A 16,623-nucleotide genomic window follows, 5' to 3' on the forward strand; every position below is an offset into this window, starting at 1 on the left:
GATAGCTGTGATATTCATCAGCGATCTTAACCAGCGATTTTTTAGTTTTGAGCGTTTTTAGTTTCGACGGTTATTTGTTTCGATAGTGTCGACAGTAAAAAGTGCATTAAGTCTTTTCAAATATCCCTAACCCAATGGAGTCCTTGCGGATGGATCACCAAATCGAAGATTTACTAGAGCATTGGTTACCGCTGGCGGATGACGCTTGGGTGCTTGCGGTGATCACCCAAATTCAAGGCTCGGCCTATCGCAAACCTGGCGCCATGATGTTGTTTCATGAGTTTGGTCAAGGCGTGGGTATGTTAAGTGGCGGCTGTTTAGAAGCCGATCTCCGCCGCCATGCCCAAAAGGCCATGCAGACAAAGCAAGTCACGTGCGTGACCTATGACGCGAGTGATGAGTCCGATGCCAGCTATCGACTCGGCTGTGGCGGCATAGTAGATATCATGTTGATCCCACTCTTAAAAGAGAATCATGATCTTGGTTTGATTGAGCTAGTACAGGCATTTCGCCACGGTCGGTCGGGTTTTTATCAATTGCCATTAGTCAAAGCGGGGACGGATGCGCGCCAATATCAAGCCGCTTTCTACCCCGAAGCGTTGACACCGTTCCCCGCCAGCGATTTTGTCCGCACAGGCGTCTTCACCCAAGAGGCGGGAGAATCGCTGATTATTCCGCTGAGACCGAGATTCCACCTTGGGATTTTTGGCGGTGGTATCGACGCTAAGCCCATTGCCGCCATGGCCGATACATTAGGCTGGCAAGTGACGGTTTTTGATGGTCGTACCGCCTATGCCAGAGCGGCGGATTTCCCCCATGCCCATATCGTGAAACTTACCGCGGGGGAATTAACTGCGAATCATATCGCTCAATTGGATTGTGCTGTGGTGATGAATCATAACTTGGGCTTAGATGCTGCGGCATTGAAGGTCATTCAAGCCCATCCACTCGCCTATGTCGCCTTGCTTGGCCCTGCCCATCGACGGGATAAAGTGCTTGGGATGGCAGGGCTGAGTACTGAATCATTTTCTGGGGTGTTTTCTGCCCCCGCAGGGCTTGCCCTTGGCGGCGAGTTACCGAGCGCAGTGGCGTTAAGTATTTTGGCCCAATGCCACGGCGTACTCCATGGCGCGACCTTACAACATCTCGATGAGATAATGCGTTGATGACATTGCCGCCAGTGCCAAAGTCTGCAGCGCTAACGTTGGCAGAGCAAACGCCACGTTCATCCAAGCGGCTGTTGATCGTGGTACTTGCGGCGGGTGAAAGTAAGCGCTTTGAGGGGGTTAAGTTAGCGCAGCTTGTACCATCACTTAGCGCTACAGAAACTCGCGAACAAGCCATCATTTGCACCCATATTGAGCGTTTACAACAGCTTCATTGCCAAGATTTAGATTTGGAGCGCCAAGACACACATTCGCCCCAATATGCGCCTTTGTTAGTCATACTCGGTGCTCATCAGCACGTATTACAGCCATTATTAGCCGAACTTCATTCCCGCCACTTCTTTGATGTTTTAATTAATCCACAGTGGCACACGGGTTTGGCATCCTCAGTGAGTTTGGCGGCAAGTTATGCTAAGGAGCAAGGCTTTGATGCCATGCTGCTAACGCTCGCTGACCAAGTGGCCTTGAGCGCCGATGATTATCGCCAACTGATTTTGACATGGCATGAAACGGGTAAAGACGTTGCCGCCGATTATTTGGATGATTTAGGTGTACCTGCTATTTTTAATGCCTCTACATTGCCTTTGTTCACCCACTTGAGTGGTGATCGCGGGGCGAAATCTATTTTAAAACAACAAGCACAGCAGGGAGCGTTAGTCGCTATAACACTACCCCGCGCCGCAATTGATATTGATACCCAAGCCGATCTTGCGTCGTGGTTGGCACTTAAGGAGTGAGTTATGGCAGAAGTTTTATCAACCAAAGCAGTCGTCAAGGAAGCGAATACCGCCGCTTCCTCTCAGACACTTTCTAATCAAACACTGACCATCAACGGTAAATCATTTACCTTAGATGCCGATCCTAAAATGCCCATCCTGTGGGCACTACGGGATATTTTAGGGCTCACGGGCACTAAATATGGCTGCGGTGCAGGGCTATGCGGTGCTTGCACTGTGCATTTAGACGGCCAACCCGTACGCGCTTGCTTAACCAGTTTGGGGCAGGCACAGGGAAAACGACTGACAACAATTGAAGGGCTGGATAATCAAAAGCTTAAAAATGCTTGGGCCGAACATAACGTGCCACAGTGTGGCTATTGTCAGGCGGGCCAACTGATGTCGGCTGCGGCGTTAGTGGCGCAGCATCCGAAACCTTCTGAAGAACAAATTAACTCGGCCATGTCGGGTAATATCTGCCGCTGCGGCACATATCCGCGGATTAAAGCAGCACTGCAAAACTATGCCAAACAGGAGGGCTAATATGAGTACTTTTACTGCCGTAGAAAATATCAGCCGCCGCGATGTGTTAAAACTGTTTGGCGCAGTGGGTGGTGGATTAGCATTAGGGGCGAGTGGATTAACTTGGAGCCCTATGGCGCTGGCGCAGGATAAAGAAGCGCGGCTGAATCTGTTTATTGCCATTGGTGAAGACGACAAAGTGTACCTCACTTGCCATCGCTCCGAGATGGGACAAGGGATCAGAACCGGCATTCTGCAAGTCTTAGCCGAAGAGTTAGAAGCGGATTGGGATAAAATCGTCCCCATTCAAGGCTTAGCCGATAAACGTTATGCCAGCCAAAACACTGACGGTAGCCGCAGTATTCGCGAAAATTACGACCGTATGCGTCAGATGGGGGCGATGGCAAGAACCATGCTAGAGCAAGCCGCCGCCGCGCGCTGGAAAGTCCCCGTGAGCGAGGTGCATACCGCCGACCATAAAGTGTTGCATGTTAAATCGGGCCGCTCGGCCAAGTTCGGCGAGTTAGCGTTAGCCGCATCAAAGCAGCCAGTCCCCGCCGTTGAGTCGTTAACCTTTAAAGAGGTTAAAGATTTCAAGCAGATTGGCGCATCACGCCAAATCGTTGATATGGATGCCATGTTAAGCGGCAGCGCGATTTATGGTTACGATATCAAACTCGATGGCATGCTCTACGCTAGCATTATGCGTCCGCCCGTGCTTGGGAGCGATGTGGCAAGCTTGGACGATACCGCGGCGCGTAAGGTGGCTGGCGTAGTGGATGTGTATCGTTTGCCCGCCGCTAAGGGCGCACCCGCGTTTCAGGCTTTGGGCGGCGTTGCTGTTATCGCCACAAACACTTGGAGTGCCCTCGAAGGCCGCAAAGCCTTAAAAGTCACTTGGACTCAGGCCGACAATAGTCAGCATGATTCAAGTCTTTATTTAAAGGAGCTTGTCGAGCGGGTACAACAAAGCGGTAACGTTGTGCGCCAAGCTGGCGAGGAGATCAAAAACTGGCCCGAGGCGAATACGTTAAAGGCGGTTTATACCGTGCCTTATTTAATTCATTCTTCTATCGAGCCGCCCGTTGCCACCGCCCATGTCACTGAAAAGGGCTGTGAAATCTGGGCATCGACCCAAACGCCGCAAAGTACACAGCAAAATGTGGCCGCTGCGCTGGGTATGGAAGAAGATGCGATTAAAGTGAATGTTGCCCTATTGGGTGGCGGTTTTGGGCGTAAATCTAAACCTGATTTTAGCGTTGAAGCCGCGCTGTTGTCGAAGCAATTCAAGCGTCCAATTAAAGTGAGTTGGAGCCGCGAGGATGAGATCCAAAACGGTTACTACCATGCTATCAGCGCCCAGTCCTATCAGGCCCTGTTCGATGCCAATAACAAACCGACTGCGATTTTAGCCCGAACTGGATTTCCGTCTATTAGCTCAACCTTTGCCGAAGGGGTGGAATATCCCTCTGGCGGTGAGTTGGATTTAGGCTTTGTGGATGTACCCTTTGCTTTGCCGAATTTAAGATACGAAGCGGTAAAAGCGCAGGCGCATAGCCGTATTGGTTGGATGCGCTCTGTGTGTAACATTCAGCACGGTTTTAGTGTCGGCAGTTTTGTCGATGAAATGGCTCATCGTTCTCAGGTTTCTTGCCCAGCAATGTGGCGCAGCCTGTTAGGTGAAGCAAGGCGTGAGACCTTTACCGACCAGCAGTTTAAATACGGCAACTATGGCGAAGATCTCAATCGTCACCCCGTGGATGTGAACCGCTATTTTGGAGTAATCGACGCGGTTGAAAAAGCCCAAGCTAAGGCGCCCAAGGCGGGTAAAAATCAGGGCTGGGGGTTTGCCGTACACCGCAGTTTTGTCAGTTATGTCGCCGTGGCAATGCTGGTGGAAGTGAGTGAGGATAAACAGCTTAAAGTGCTGAATACCATCGCTGCTATCGATGCGGGCACGATCGTTAACCCAGATAGGGTAAAAGCCCAGACTGAAGGCGCGATTGTGTTTGGCCTGAGTTTAGCCTTGATGGGGGAAATCACTTACAAAGAGGGCAAAGTGCAGCAATCGAATTTCCACGATTATCCTTTGCTGCGGATCCCTCAAACCCCCGATATTGAGATCATCATTATTGCGTCCGATGCTGCGCCTGCGGGCGTAGGTGAGCCGGGTGTACCGCCCGTGGCGCCGAGTTTAACCAATGCAATTTTTGCGGCGACGGGGCAGAGGATCCGCGACCTTCCCGTGAGTAAATTATTGCGAGTGTAAGTGACGGCAAGAGAGTTAACTGAACGCCGTTTGAACAAAAAAGCGCCTAATAAGCGCTTTTTTCGTTTTTTTACCACAAAAAATTTGCTTGTTAGCGATTTTACGGGCATTAATGCCGAAAATTAGCAATAGATCAGGTTTTTGTTACCAGAATAGAGGTAATTTAACTAACAGATAAACTTCCGTGAATAGAATTATAAAGGGGTCATCCATGGAAAATCGTTGGCAAGTCGCTATTTCTGCCGGCCTATTGGCGGCTATTTGGTGTGGCGTTGCAGATGCCTTTCATCTGGTCACTTGGATTGGCTTTTTAGGTTGCAGCACTTTTTTCGCTCAACCCAAGGCTGGTTTTCAAGGCGTGATGATGGCGTGGTGCACGAATCTGTCCGGTGTGTTTTGGGCTTGGCTCATTATCTCGGGTAGCAGCTTTTTTATTTCGCCCGTATTTGGGTATATTTTTACCGGCATAGCCACTTCGGCCATGTGTTTACAGGCTAGTTATCAAAAGCTTAGCTTTATTCCCGGCGCATTTATTGGCTGTTGCACTACCTTTGCCATGGCGGGTGATGTGGCCAATGTCGTGCCGTCGTTGATCATTGGTGGCTTATTAGGTTTTAGCATGAGCCTGTTAACGGGGCAGTTGGTTACCTTGACACAAAAGTGGTCTGCCGCCACGCGTAGTCAAGTGGCTAGCGCGGATTAGCATAATACCTGCTCAGATCTTATTACTGACATAGCTGTCGAAGCGATCTGGGCTATAATGCTGATTTAGTGCCAAATAGCATTTTGTTCTTAGGAATTATCAAGATGAAACAAATCCAGTTTCGCACCATTGATGCCATATTGATCAAGTTCAGTCTCAACGGAAAGTTTTGGGTAGTGTGTTCTATGGTGGCGCTGATCACGGCCGCCGTGGCACTCGTCAACTATCAACACGCGCACCGAAACGTCGAGCAAGCTTCTATTGCCCGTGTTCAAGCGAGCGTCGATACCTTAGCGCAAGTTGCCACGGCGCAAAAGCTAGAAGCTGATGCCTTATCACAATTTGCCAATCAATACGGGTTAACTGTGACCTCAAGGCAAAGTGAAGCGCAGCGTCAAGGGGATAAAGTGACGGCCAGCGCCAGCGTGTCAGGCATGCAAGCCTTACAACTGACGCAGAATGTCCATGAGTGGGAAGCCGATGCGCGTAGCGATGCTAACTTTATGTTCTGGTTAGCATTAGTGGGCTTGTTGCCCTTATTCCAACTGAGTTACTGGATTTCGACCTCACTCGGCGGTGGCTTGTGGGATATGTACTTAGCCATCAAACGCTTAGCTGATGGTGATTTGAGCTTTAGATTAAACTTCTTTGGCACTGACGATTTCAGTTTGATTGCCCGTGAAATCGACCGCTGCGCCGATAACATGAGTGAAATGGTGTCGGCCATTGGTAAAAATGCACAAACCTTGTCATTAGCATCCGATGAATTTAATCAACAGGCGGCCACCAGTGATGAGCTGATTGGTTTCCAACATCAATTCCTCGATTCCGTTGCTGTGGCGATGGCGCAAATGACTTCAGCGATTGAAGAAGTCTCTATCAACGCGAGCAACACTTCGCTGCAGACTAAAGAAAACTCAACCCAAATGTCGGCCAGTCGTGGGCGAATTAGCCACACAGTGGACAGTATTGGTTTACTTTCAACTAAGATTGGCGCAGCGTTTTCATCGGTGGAACAATTGTCTAAGGATGCGGCGAGTATCGATGCCGTGGTTACGACGATTAACAGTATTTCGCAGCAAACCAACTTGTTAGCCCTAAATGCGGCCATTGAAGCGGCGCGTGCCGGTGAGCAGGGGCGTGGTTTTGCCGTAGTCGCCGATGAAGTGCGTACCTTAGCGGGTCGAACTCAACAGGCCACGGTAGAAATTCAGTCTATGATTGAAGGCTTACAGTCTGGCACGAGTCGTTTATCTAGCATTACCATGGAGATAGTCGATCAGGCCGATGAAGGCCGCAGCGCGATTATCGCCGTCGGTGACGATGTTCAAGGTATGGCGCAATCGGTGAATGCGGTATTTGATATGAGCAGCCAAATTGCCGCCTCGGCGGAAGAGCAGAGTGTCGCCGCGCGGGACATTGCCGGACAATTGAATGAAATCCGCCATCAGTCGGAAACCATCAAACAAACGGCCCAGCGCAGTGTGACCTTAGCCAATGATCTGCACCATGCCTCGGTCGAGTTAGATGGCATTTTAAAGCAGTACCGCACTAGCTAATGTGTCACCTTCAATGTGAGTCGTCGGCATTGCCAGTTTTCAGCGTGGGTAGGAGAGTAATAACGCCCGATACTGAGTCTCATGTTAAGTAGTAACGTATCATCCGACAATGGCGGAAATCGTAGATTTCCGCCATTTCATTCTCTAAATACCTCAAAAGTTAGCTATATATTGCCAGTTGCGCAGTATTCATTGTCATTGTTTCCACTATGACTCGCCACCCCTTTATTTAACAAGAAGTATCCCTGAGGGCTCTACTAAAACATCCTGTTTTAGTCGGTCACAGGTGCAACAATGCCAATCCTCACTAACCCTTTCGCTGTTCGTTTAGCTAAAAAGATATTGCCCCAAAGCAAGATAATTGTATCGTCAGTTGTGTAGCATTCATTGTCATTGTCATTGTTTCCCCTGTGACTCGCCATAAACTCGTCCCTGAGGGCTCAACTAAAACATCCTGTTTTAGAAGGTCACAGGTGCAACAATGCCAATCCTCCCCAACTCTCTAGCTGTTAGTTCAGCTAAAAAAGCTATTGCCCCATTCCTTGTTTCGGCGTCGTTCGCTGACAGCTCTCGAGTCATGATTGATGACCAAATTTTTGTAATGCTACAGTGGCTACTTTGACTGTGGCGATTCTGGCGCCAGCAGAGTATGAGAGGCTGTATTTTGAGGATTTAGAAAGGTGTACTTAAACGCTAACAACATAGAGTCTGGAAAATATAGGCTACTCGAAAGCAGCCTATATCGGCAGTGTTACATATCATTTTTTCGAAGACTTGCTAGGTTTTAAATCGGGGTTGTTGCCGGGGGTGTTTTTATTGTCACGTCTGCGTTGATCAACTTTACCAGTAGAATCAGCAATCGGTTTTGGACCTGGTTTAAGAGCCATAATAGTTAACCTTATTTTTAATGAGGGAATATCCTCATTTTATTAGATGAGGGTGTGAAATCAGGTTTCAAGGGATACCAAAAAAATATTTTAACTTCTCACTGGTGACTCACTCTAACCAAGAGTGTTTCATTGCCAGACCTTTAAAGGACAACCTTTTACCGGAAGTCACCCCAGTGAAGCTCTTGTGATAAGGCTTTTGACACAGCGGTTATTCTCTCTAGATGTCAAATTGCATCCAAAACAGATCCACAAACTTAATGAAATCCTGCAGACTACTGGTAGGGAGGATGTTGAGTGTTAGGTGTGTCTCTATTAAGCGTGCTCAGACGTTGGTGTAAGCTAAGCATCCCGTTTATAGTGGCAACCTACATTCGGGAGTTCACCAGAGGTTAGAGCTAGCATTTTCCTATTTTTTGCTGAGATAAATGTGCCCCATTCCGCGCCACAGCGCTAAGACAGGTTACTTGTTATCATGAGCCAATTGGCCAAGTTTTAGTAATGATACAAAGTGTCCACTATTGCTGGATCAGATCAAAGTGATACATGCTAATAAGCGTTTGTAATAAAAGTATAAAATCGATATCTTAGTAAAAGAGACAATGATACGAAATTACAAGGTTAATGTTTGTTATGAACAAGTCAGATAGAGATAGGGTTGTATTTCACTCGATACACGACATGTCGAGTGGTCATTACTTATCAAAAGCAGAGCGGTTATTGAATAGCGAAATAGCAAACGATATAAACGATATAAACGATATACTTGAACTGTACAATATATCGCTGTTTTTCGAAAACGGCATATACCTTAAAAGTTGGTCAGATACAGATATTGTTACTTACAAAGAAAAAGTTAATACTTTTAAAAATTTAATTGGGAAATTCATAACTAATATTGATGATAGTAACTTCCTGTCATATTTTGAAAATATAGATTACGGTTACTATGATAGTTTCTGGTTATTAATAAATAACTATCAACAATATAAAAATATATCGCCATCTCAAATGGAAGAAGTTTTAAAGAACCTCCCCCATCAAGTGAGGCACTTGTTGAGCCATAAAAATTTGGTGGATAAATATAAGCTTGTTCTCTGTGAGTTTTTAAAAAGTGACCAGCAGAGTGCAGAGATCCTTCTTTCTATATATGAAGTCGAAAATAGTTTCAATAAAACGAAGTTGTTCCTACCTAGTTGTTTAACTATTCAAGATAAAGAAAGCATAATTGCTTCGTACATCGACTCAGGGCATTGCAATACTAACTACCTGCCAATAATACAAAATTCTAAAAAACATAATGACTTCCGAATCTCAGATAAAACTAAATTAGCAGCTAAGAGAAAATACCAACAGTCTATTAAAGAGCTTTTCGATAGTGGTTCTAGTTCATCATTTGAATACGGGGTAGCTATCAGTTATCCCGAAAATGCTTCTAAAATTAAACATGCTTGGATTGAGCAGGGTACAGTCCATTACGAATTTAGCTTGGATTACATTAAAGAAAATAATCACCCATATATTCTGTACAGAAACTTCGAGACACTTTTTGAGTACGTGGATGAACAGAATATTGTAGCTTTAACCAGCAAAGAAAATCAGCTTGGAATTTTTGAAAGAACTTTAGGTGTTAGATCTAAAACTGAATACGTTTTTGGTGTGGCGTTCACACAATTAGAAATGGCATCTATGGGCCAAATTTACACATATTCCAACGTACTAAAAGGGCTTGGGTGTTCATTAGAAGACATTCTAAAAACAGTTTTCACTAATACTCTACCGGAATTATTTGACTTACCTAGTAACGCCAATTTTACAATTCCTACTCAAAATGCTTCTGCTTTAGAGAAAATAAGAACAATCGCACCTGAGTTCGAGTCGATATTGAAGCAATATAAATTATTTGTAGAAAATGGACATATTGATTTTGAACTTCTACAAATGTCGTCTGGCCCTACAGCCATCAAAGACATTCCAAGCTTAAATAGCAATAAATACATATATGTCAATAAGGATGACCAAGAAGTTAATTTTCTAACTTATCTGCTATTTTCGGATCAAACTCTGTTGACTTATCTTGACCCGTTCAAAGACAAGCAATACAGAAACTTTGTTGATTTATTGGTGAATGAAGAAGAAATCGATTTCGGAAATTACGAAGAACATCAGCTTGAGCATTTAAATTATTTGATAGATAATAATTATATATCTGTCGATGAAAATAATTGCGTTCAAGTTACAAATTGGAACCGAATTTTAATACTAAGAGATGTTTTTGAAAATGAGGTCGCCTCGTTACACCATTATCCTGCCGATATTCAAGACGAGGTTATGCATATGAGTAATGATGGACTAGTGTTTTTTGGAAGTTCACTTTTCGCAATACCTGAGCAAAATTACTTCAATTACTATTTAAACAAAAGTGAGTTTACAAACGGGCACGACTTAAGAAATAGCTATTTACATGGTACACAGGCAAATCCGACAGAAATTCATCTACATGAAAATTCCTATTTACTTTACTTAAAGCTTTTAATCTTAGTTATTTTTAAAATAGAAGATGACTTGTTTATTTATAAAAAGCTTAAGGCGGACGAAGAATAACAGTTAGAAAGGATCGTAGTTCGTACTAATTTATATGTAGGCAGGATACTATGATCAACTTATTGGGCGGTTCTACTCCAATGATTCAGCTGACGTGATGGAGAAACAACACCGTTCATGGTTTCAATTGATACTCCTATGCTAATAATACCCCATATAGATACAAAGATCCTGTAGTGGTCAAGTAAAACTGGCCACAGGTTTAGAGCTTTTTCATACTTTTGGTAATCTTAAATGTTGTCATTAGAGCAAAAGTCCTAACTCGAAAATGTCCAAAAGTATGTTGCGTATATCTTGTAAATCTACAGATTACGCGAATGCTCGAAAGGTGTGCCATGGTGATTGGCGAGACGACCGTCCGCCCCATGGACGGGGCGATCGAGCATCCAAGGACGGACTTGCTGCGAGTCGACGAGCGAATGCCATGGCAAGCCTGTGCGAGTGGATACCCGTAAACGCTAAACTTCTAACAACTGAAATTACTGCTCCCCAAACACTACTTTCCAACGCATTTCTGTCCAAAAGCTTGCTATGTATTTCTTTAAAACAAACAGGCTTCGCCGATGCTAAACAGGTGAGTCTTGGTGATTTGCGAGACGACCGTCCGCCCCATGGCCGCTCTTTGGCGTTCATGCCATCGCGGCATTTGTGAATCCTTTCACATCAGATGGGGCACTCGCTGTGTATCGTAGAGTGAATGCCATGGCTCACGATTAATCTGTGACTGAAGCTAAGCTCACAACTTTTCTGCGATGTATGCTGTTCATTTTTAACTTACTTGTGCCAATCTCATTCTGCTTAAGTCACTCTTAAACAAAAACATCGGCCTAAGCCGATGTTTTATATCTACTAAGATGATCGAACGTTAGCTGATTAAGCCTCTTTGAACGTGCTCCAGATGGGCGCGTGGTCTGAGGGTTTATCTATGCCGCGAAGATCGTAATCGACATCGGATTCGACTAAACGTGCTGCCAGTGAAGGCGTTGCTAAAATCACATCAATTCGTAGGCCGCGGTTGTCATCGAAACCTTTGCTGCGGTAATCGAACCAAGAATAACGTTCGATGCGCTCTGGGTGTAATTGACGGAAAGTGTCGACTAAACCCCAGTCTTGCAAGGTTTTCAACCACTCACGTTCTTCCGGTTGGAAGCTACATTTGCCGGTTTTTAGCCAACGCTTACGATTGACTTCACCTATGCCTATGTCTAAATCGGTCGGTGAAATATTGATGTCACCTATGATGGCGATATCTTCATCGTTGCTGTGGTTTGTCTGCAAGTAGTGCATTAAGTCCTGATAAAACTTACGTTTAGCAGGGTATTTTGTTGGGTGATCTATGCTTTCGCCCTGGGGGAAATAGCCGTTGAATACAGTTAACGGACGACCATTCGCTTGGGCAAATGTGCCGATAATCATGCGGCGCTGGGCATCTTCGTCATCGGTTGGAAAACCTTTTTGCAGCTTTTCTGGCGCGACTTTAGACAACATAGCAACGCCATAGTGGGCCTTGCCGCCGTGGTAATGCACTTGATATCCCATGGCTTCGACGTCGGCTAATGGAAACGCTTCGTCGTGTACTTTGGTTTCTTGCAGGCCGATAATATCGGGCTGGTGGCTGTCGATTAGAGCTTGTAATTGATGCAAGCGCGCACGCAGACCATTGATGTTAAAGGACACTATTTTCATTAGGGCAGGACTCGTTTGAAAGGTTTAACGACCACGCTTTTATACACGCCCGCTTCGATATAAGGATCGGCATCGGCCCAGTGTTTTGCTGCCACTAAGGATTCAAAATCGGCGACAACCAGTGAACCACTAAAGCCAGCATCACCTGGGTTTTCGCTATCAATGGCTGGATGTGGGCCAGCGATCAGTAAACGACCTTCATCGGCGAGGGCTTGCAGGCGAGCTAAATGGGCAGGGCGAGCGGCTAAACGTTTTTCTAAACTGTTCTCAAAATCTTGAGCTGAAATCATATACCACATTATTTGAGTTCCTTGCGTTGATCTTCGGGAAGGTGTTTATAAAGATAAAATACGGTCAGGACAGTATTAATTAAGGTTAAAGCGGTTAAACCAAACACTTTAAAATTGACCCACGTTTCTAATGGCAAACTAAAGGCGACATAGATATTGACTAGGCCGCAGCTGGCGAAGAAGACGACCCAATACCAAGTTACGCGGGCCCAAATCTTGTCTTCTACTTGCATTTCTTTGCCTAACATCGACTTTAATATCGATTTATTGAGCAATTGGCTGACACCTAAGGCGATGGCAAACAAGCTGTAGATGATGGTCACTTTCCACTTGATAAAAGAATCATCGTGGAACACTAAAGTGAGTGTGCCAAACACTGTCACCATAGCAAAGGTGATTAAGTGCATCTTTTCAAGTTTCTTATATAGCGCATAGGTCACGATCAATTGAAGCGCGGTGGCTGCGATCAATGCGCCGCTGGCGATATAAATATCGAAAAATTTATAGACAGCAAAAAAGATGACGAGTGGCAGGAAATCAAGCAGTTGTTTCATAATTAATCGTGTTAAAGAGACATGGGCTTGAGTGTAGCATGTGCAACATAAGGGCAAAAGCATCATGGGCCTAGGATTGCGATCTTGCCCATTAAACCGATTTAATCTTATAAGCTAGCTTCACGTTTGCTTGGCGGCGTTGACGTTAACCTTTGCACGACTTAACAGCGGGCAATCGTGGCATTGGCCAGTGTTGGCGAGTTGATACCTTAAGCAGCAAGTACGGCGAATGCAGTGGATTTTGGGACTCGTTGAGCTCGATGCTGTACTCGTTACTATTCTCGCCACTGTGTTCGGTGTTGCGCTGTCTTGCTCTGGTTCGATGGGTAAGTTAATGCTGTTATACAGCGGATTTATGCTGCCATCTAAAAAGGTCGTGCGGCGAAACAGGGCTTGTTTCAATTGCTGGCTGTGCGGCTCAGTGAGTCCCAACTCCCCAAGATACCAGTGGATCAGATAGCCTAAGTGGCTCCAATATAACTTGGCGGGTACAGGGCTCAGAGTGAGCAGGCGCTCCACACTCGGCTGCAGTAAGTTTAAGATAAAACCTTGTAGGACAAGTTCTTTATCAACTGGCGGCTTATATGGGCTTAATGGCGAGTGTACCTCAGTGTCTATCTTGATACTTGGCTTAGTGTTGGTTTGGGAAAGTGGCTCGATGCCGTGATGTTGTTTAAAGGTCAAAGCGGTATTTGGCTGGTGTTTTGCGATGTTAAATTCAAATTTGGCCACTCGGCCACTGGCATGTAGCTGCATAAACACGGACCGTGGCTGCCAGTGAAGAGTCTCGAATGCGGCTTTTGGGGCGTTGAAAATCCACTCCATCATAGGCGGGACTAAGAGGCCGAAATACCATTGGCCCCAAAGTGAATGCAGTGCTTTGCAAGTGTCTTTTCTACTGGCCACAGGGTTTTTACTGACCTCAGCGCTTTTACTGGCGAAAGCGGGCGCTCGGCTGGTTGCAGCTGTTTTATCAGTCTCGGTTTGAATCTCAGCTTCAGTCTGAGTTTCGGTGCTAGGATGTGCGATGGCAAAACGCGCTAGCAGTGTTTGATAAGTATCGGCACAGCTCCATTTATCGAAACTGAGTCCCGTGGGTGAGGTCGTTGCGCTAAGGTGCTCGCCATAGAAGGGCGCCCGCTCATGTAACAGCTGATTGAGTGTCAAAATTGTTTGATTCAAAGCGTCGTGGCTGTGCGAGGTATCGCGCAATAGTTGCAGTCTGGTGTCTCCTCGTTGGCTTGCCATAGTGACTCCTTAATGGCTGTGATTGATTGCCGCTGTGATTTATAAGCCCCGCTATTATTGATAAGTCCAATAGTTGAGGACCTTGTGAGCCCAAGATTTGGGCTCATAAGGGTTTTCGAACTATCTCAATAAAAGTCTGACTTAGAAGCGATAGTCCAAGGTTATGTTGGCACTGCGCGGCGTACCGTATTGGAATTGGCTGTATTGACCGACTTGGCTGTAGTAGGTTTTATCTAAGGCGTTGTGCAGGTTGGCGCTCAGCTTAAGCTGTTCGGTGAAGGCGTAACTTGCCATCAGACTCGCCAGTGCATAGGAGCCTTGCTCGACTTCGACTCTAATCGTGTCTATACCATTGCCTACAGGTTTATCGGCATCTTGGTAGGCGCGGCTCTGCCAGTTAACCCCTGCACCAATTTGCAATTTATGCCAATCACCACCAAAGGTATAAGTGGTGAAGAGTTTTAACTGCTGACGTGGTGACGTGGTATTGATGCGCTCGCCCTTAGGATCTTCGGTGGTGAACTGGGTGTAGCCTAAGTAAACATTCCAGTCATCAGTGATTTTACCCGTCGCTTCGAACTCGAAACCTCGAGTGTTCGTACCATCGACTTCTCTGTACACTGGGATGGTGGTGCCAGGAATGCGTGTGCGAGTGTCTACGCCTATGTTGTCTTGCTTGATCTCAAACACCGACAACGACATATCTAAAGCCTCATCGAATAGGCTCGCCTTAATCCCGCCTTCGTAGTTTTTCCCTTTGACCGGTTCTAGGTAGCTTTTATCGATTTTTTGCTTAGTTTGCGGTGCAAAAATGTCGGTATAGCTGGCATAGAGCGAATATTGTTCGGTCAGAGCGTAAGTGAGGCCGAAGTAAGTGGTGAGTTCGTTGCTGATGTTGAAATTGTATAGGCTTTTAAAGTTATCTTGATCGGTTTCCCACTCATTGAGACGTAATCCAACGAGGACAGCTAAAGCATCGCTGAGATTAAGCTGAGTTGCCACATAGGCTGCACTCTGTTTGGTTTCGCCAAATGAGCCAATGGTATAGGCCTCCTTCCATTGAGGTTTAGGATACTGGAAGTTTGGATCGCGAAAATCCCCCAGTGGTGGTACTGCAGCAGTGGGGTAATAATAGGGATTGGCGAACTCTTGTCGCTGACCATTCCAGCCAAACATCAATTGATGTTCTTGACCAAAGAGTTGGAATTGTCCTTCGGCGCGTAAATCCACATTGTGTTGGGTGCGACTGCCGTCGACATAGGCGATAGAGCCTGCTGTTGCGCCTATATTGGTTACAGGATCGGGATAACCCATGGCCCATAGCACATCGAACTCAAGTGAGTTATCGCCATAGGTGTAAGTCCCTTTTAGGTTCCAGCCATTATCAAATCTGTGCTCGAGACTTGCAAAGGTGTTGAGGCCTTGGGTATGCGCCGAGCCCCAATCGGGCGCCGTTGAAGTGGCGCGATCATAGTTAGTGCGGCTGCCGTCACTGTAAAATAGCGGTAAACCACCCGACATAGTGCCGCTCGGTGTGGCATCTTGATAATCAACCCCTAGGGTGAACAAGGTGCTATCGCCAATATCGGTTTCGACTATGCCGTATAACGTGGTGCGCTGCTGCTCGTATCTGTCTTGGAATGAATCCTTATCCTGATAGGCGGCCACTACGCGACCGCGCACCGACCCTGAGTCATTTAAGCCGCTCGAAAGATCGACCATACCGCGCACATTATTCCATGAGCCCACACTTAACGATGTGCTGCCCATAAACTCTTGAGTCGGGCGTTTACGGATAAGGTTAATCGCCGCCGAGGGATTACCGGCTCCCGTCATGAGTCCCGTCGCGCCGCGCACCACTTCAACTCGCTCGTAGATGGCGGTGTCGATGAGATTATCGCCATAGTTGAAGCGGGTGTCGTAGGTGGTTGGCACGCCATCGTACAGTATGCTGGTCACGGCAATGCCGCGGGCACTAATGCTGTATCTGTCGTTATCCATAGGGCGGGCATTGATCCCGGCAACGCTGGTCATGGCATCAATCACGCTATTAAGCTGTTGATCGTTCATCATTTGGCGGGTGATAGACGTGACCGACTGCGGCGTTTCTAAATAGGATAAATCGAGCCCTGTCGCTGTGTTCATAGCTTGGGTTTTATAGCGATTGTCGTGTAAATCCTTAGCGCCAATGACATTGATGATTTCAATCTCTTTTTGGTGCTTCTTGGTTTTACCATCCGCATCCACAGTGTCTGCTACGGCATGGGGCACACTGGCTAACATGGCTGAGCACAGCAATAGCTTTGGGTTAACGAGGGCTTGTCTGCAGACGAGTGCGATGCTGGAGAGAGGGAAAGTCTTCATAATGGTGATCTTTAATTCCATTTAGGTTGGGGTTAAATAAAGCGGGCCAACAAGT

The 16,623-nt window shown here is 46.3% G+C and carries 12 protein-coding genes; 7 read left to right on the forward strand and 5 right to left on the reverse strand.

Annotated elements, in window-relative coordinates; genetic code table 11:
- Positions 1 to 149: 149 nt before the first annotated feature.
- The 7 genes from OX890_RS09775 to OX890_RS09805 all read left to right on the forward strand — a co-directional run bounded on the left by OX890_RS09775 (position 150) and on the right by OX890_RS09805 (position 10,426).
- The gene (locus OX890_RS09775; RefSeq protein ID WP_268650531.1) at positions 150 to 1,166 is read left to right on the forward strand and encodes an XdhC family protein; all 1,017 of its coding nucleotides are present in this window, start codon (positions 150 to 152) and stop codon (positions 1,164 to 1,166) included.
- Complete coding sequence (locus OX890_RS09780; protein ID WP_268650532.1) at positions 1,166 to 1,903, forward strand: nucleotidyltransferase family protein; 738 nt, start codon at positions 1,166 to 1,168, stop codon at positions 1,901 to 1,903. Before OX890_RS09775 ends, OX890_RS09780 begins: the two co-directional genes overlap by 1 nt.
- Positions 1,904 to 1,906: 3 nt before the next feature.
- The gene (locus tag OX890_RS09785; protein WP_259574797.1) at positions 1,907 to 2,425 is read left to right on the forward strand and encodes a (2Fe-2S)-binding protein; all 519 of its coding nucleotides are present in this window, start codon (positions 1,907 to 1,909) and stop codon (positions 2,423 to 2,425) included.
- Between the two features lies 1 nt (position 2,426).
- Complete coding sequence (locus OX890_RS09790; RefSeq protein WP_268650533.1) at positions 2,427 to 4,673, forward strand: xanthine dehydrogenase family protein molybdopterin-binding subunit; 2,247 nt, start codon at positions 2,427 to 2,429, stop codon at positions 4,671 to 4,673.
- A 211-nt stretch (positions 4,674 to 4,884) separates the two neighbouring features.
- Positions 4,885 to 5,376 carry a DUF1097 domain-containing protein gene (locus OX890_RS09795; RefSeq protein WP_012089576.1) on the forward strand — a complete coding sequence of 164 codons (492 nt, stop codon included), beginning with the start codon at positions 4,885 to 4,887 and terminating at the stop codon, positions 5,374 to 5,376.
- A 104-nt stretch (positions 5,377 to 5,480) separates the two neighbouring features.
- On the forward strand, positions 5,481 to 6,935 hold the full coding sequence (locus OX890_RS09800; RefSeq protein WP_259570865.1) for a methyl-accepting chemotaxis protein: 1,455 nt from the start codon (positions 5,481 to 5,483) through the stop codon (positions 6,933 to 6,935).
- Between the two features lie 1,520 nt (positions 6,936 to 8,455).
- Positions 8,456 to 10,426, forward strand: a complete 1,971-nt coding sequence (locus tag OX890_RS09805) for a hypothetical protein (protein WP_268650534.1) — start codon at positions 8,456 to 8,458, stop codon at positions 10,424 to 10,426.
- A gap of 873 nt (positions 10,427 to 11,299) precedes the next feature.
- Here OX890_RS09805 and xthA read toward each other — a convergent pair.
- The 5 genes from xthA to OX890_RS09830 form a co-directional block, all read right to left on the reverse strand.
- Complete coding sequence (gene xthA, locus OX890_RS09810) at positions 11,300 to 12,112, reverse strand: exodeoxyribonuclease III (protein WP_011847158.1); 813 nt, start codon at positions 12,110 to 12,112, stop codon at positions 11,300 to 11,302.
- Positions 12,112 to 12,411 carry a YciI family protein gene (locus tag OX890_RS09815; protein ID WP_006082200.1) on the reverse strand — a complete coding sequence of 100 codons (300 nt, stop codon included), beginning with the start codon at positions 12,409 to 12,411 and terminating at the stop codon, positions 12,112 to 12,114. The genes xthA and OX890_RS09815 overlap by 1 nt, the downstream gene beginning before the upstream one ends.
- Positions 12,411 to 12,956, reverse strand: coding sequence for a septation protein A (locus OX890_RS09820; protein WP_012587356.1), 546 nt, complete (start codon positions 12,954 to 12,956; stop codon positions 12,411 to 12,413). Before OX890_RS09820 ends, OX890_RS09815 begins: the two co-directional genes overlap by 1 nt.
- A gap of 120 nt (positions 12,957 to 13,076) precedes the next feature.
- Positions 13,077 to 14,204 (reverse strand): IucA/IucC family C-terminal-domain containing protein, encoded by a 1,128-nt coding sequence (locus tag OX890_RS09825; RefSeq protein WP_268650535.1) that lies wholly within the window; start codon positions 14,202 to 14,204, stop codon positions 13,077 to 13,079.
- Between the two features lie 141 nt (positions 14,205 to 14,345).
- Positions 14,346 to 16,589, reverse strand: a complete 2,244-nt coding sequence (locus OX890_RS09830) for a TonB-dependent siderophore receptor (RefSeq protein WP_268650536.1) — start codon at positions 16,587 to 16,589, stop codon at positions 14,346 to 14,348.
- Between the last annotated feature and the right edge of the window lie 34 nt (positions 16,590 to 16,623).

It is taken from the genome of Shewanella sp. DAU305, assembly GCF_026802235.1.
GTDB classification, from domain to species: domain Bacteria; phylum Pseudomonadota; class Gammaproteobacteria; order Enterobacterales; family Shewanellaceae; genus Shewanella; species Shewanella baltica.

Bases quoted from the DNA above. Each gene is read 5' to 3' on its own strand.
- xthA (WP_011847158.1), bottom strand. From the start codon at position 12,112: ATGAAAATAGTGTCCTTTAACATCAATGGTCTGCGTGCGCGCTTGCAT.
- OX890_RS09800 (WP_259570865.1), top strand. From the start codon at position 5,481: ATGAAACAAATCCAGTTTCGCACCATTGATGCCATATTGATCAAGTTC.
- OX890_RS09830 (WP_268650536.1), bottom strand. From the start codon at position 16,589: ATGGAATTAAAGATCACCATTATGAAGACTTTCCCTCTCTCCAGCATC.
- OX890_RS09790 (WP_268650533.1), top strand. From the start codon at position 2,427: ATGAGTACTTTTACTGCCGTAGAAAATATCAGCCGCCGCGATGTGTTA.
- OX890_RS09780 (WP_268650532.1), top strand. From the start codon at position 1,166: ATGACATTGCCGCCAGTGCCAAAGTCTGCAGCGCTAACGTTGGCAGAG.
- OX890_RS09825 (WP_268650535.1), bottom strand. From the start codon at position 14,204: ATGGCAAGCCAACGAGGAGACACCAGACTGCAACTATTGCGCGATACC.
- OX890_RS09795 (WP_012089576.1), top strand. From the start codon at position 4,885: ATGGAAAATCGTTGGCAAGTCGCTATTTCTGCCGGCCTATTGGCGGCT.
- OX890_RS09820 (WP_012587356.1), bottom strand. From the start codon at position 12,956: ATGAAACAACTGCTTGATTTCCTGCCACTCGTCATCTTTTTTGCTGTC.
- OX890_RS09775 (WP_268650531.1), top strand. From the start codon at position 150: ATGGATCACCAAATCGAAGATTTACTAGAGCATTGGTTACCGCTGGCG.
- OX890_RS09815 (WP_006082200.1), bottom strand. From the start codon at position 12,411: ATGTGGTATATGATTTCAGCTCAAGATTTTGAGAACAGTTTAGAAAAA.
- OX890_RS09785 (WP_259574797.1), top strand. From the start codon at position 1,907: ATGGCAGAAGTTTTATCAACCAAAGCAGTCGTCAAGGAAGCGAATACC.
- OX890_RS09805 (WP_268650534.1), top strand. From the start codon at position 8,456: ATGAACAAGTCAGATAGAGATAGGGTTGTATTTCACTCGATACACGAC.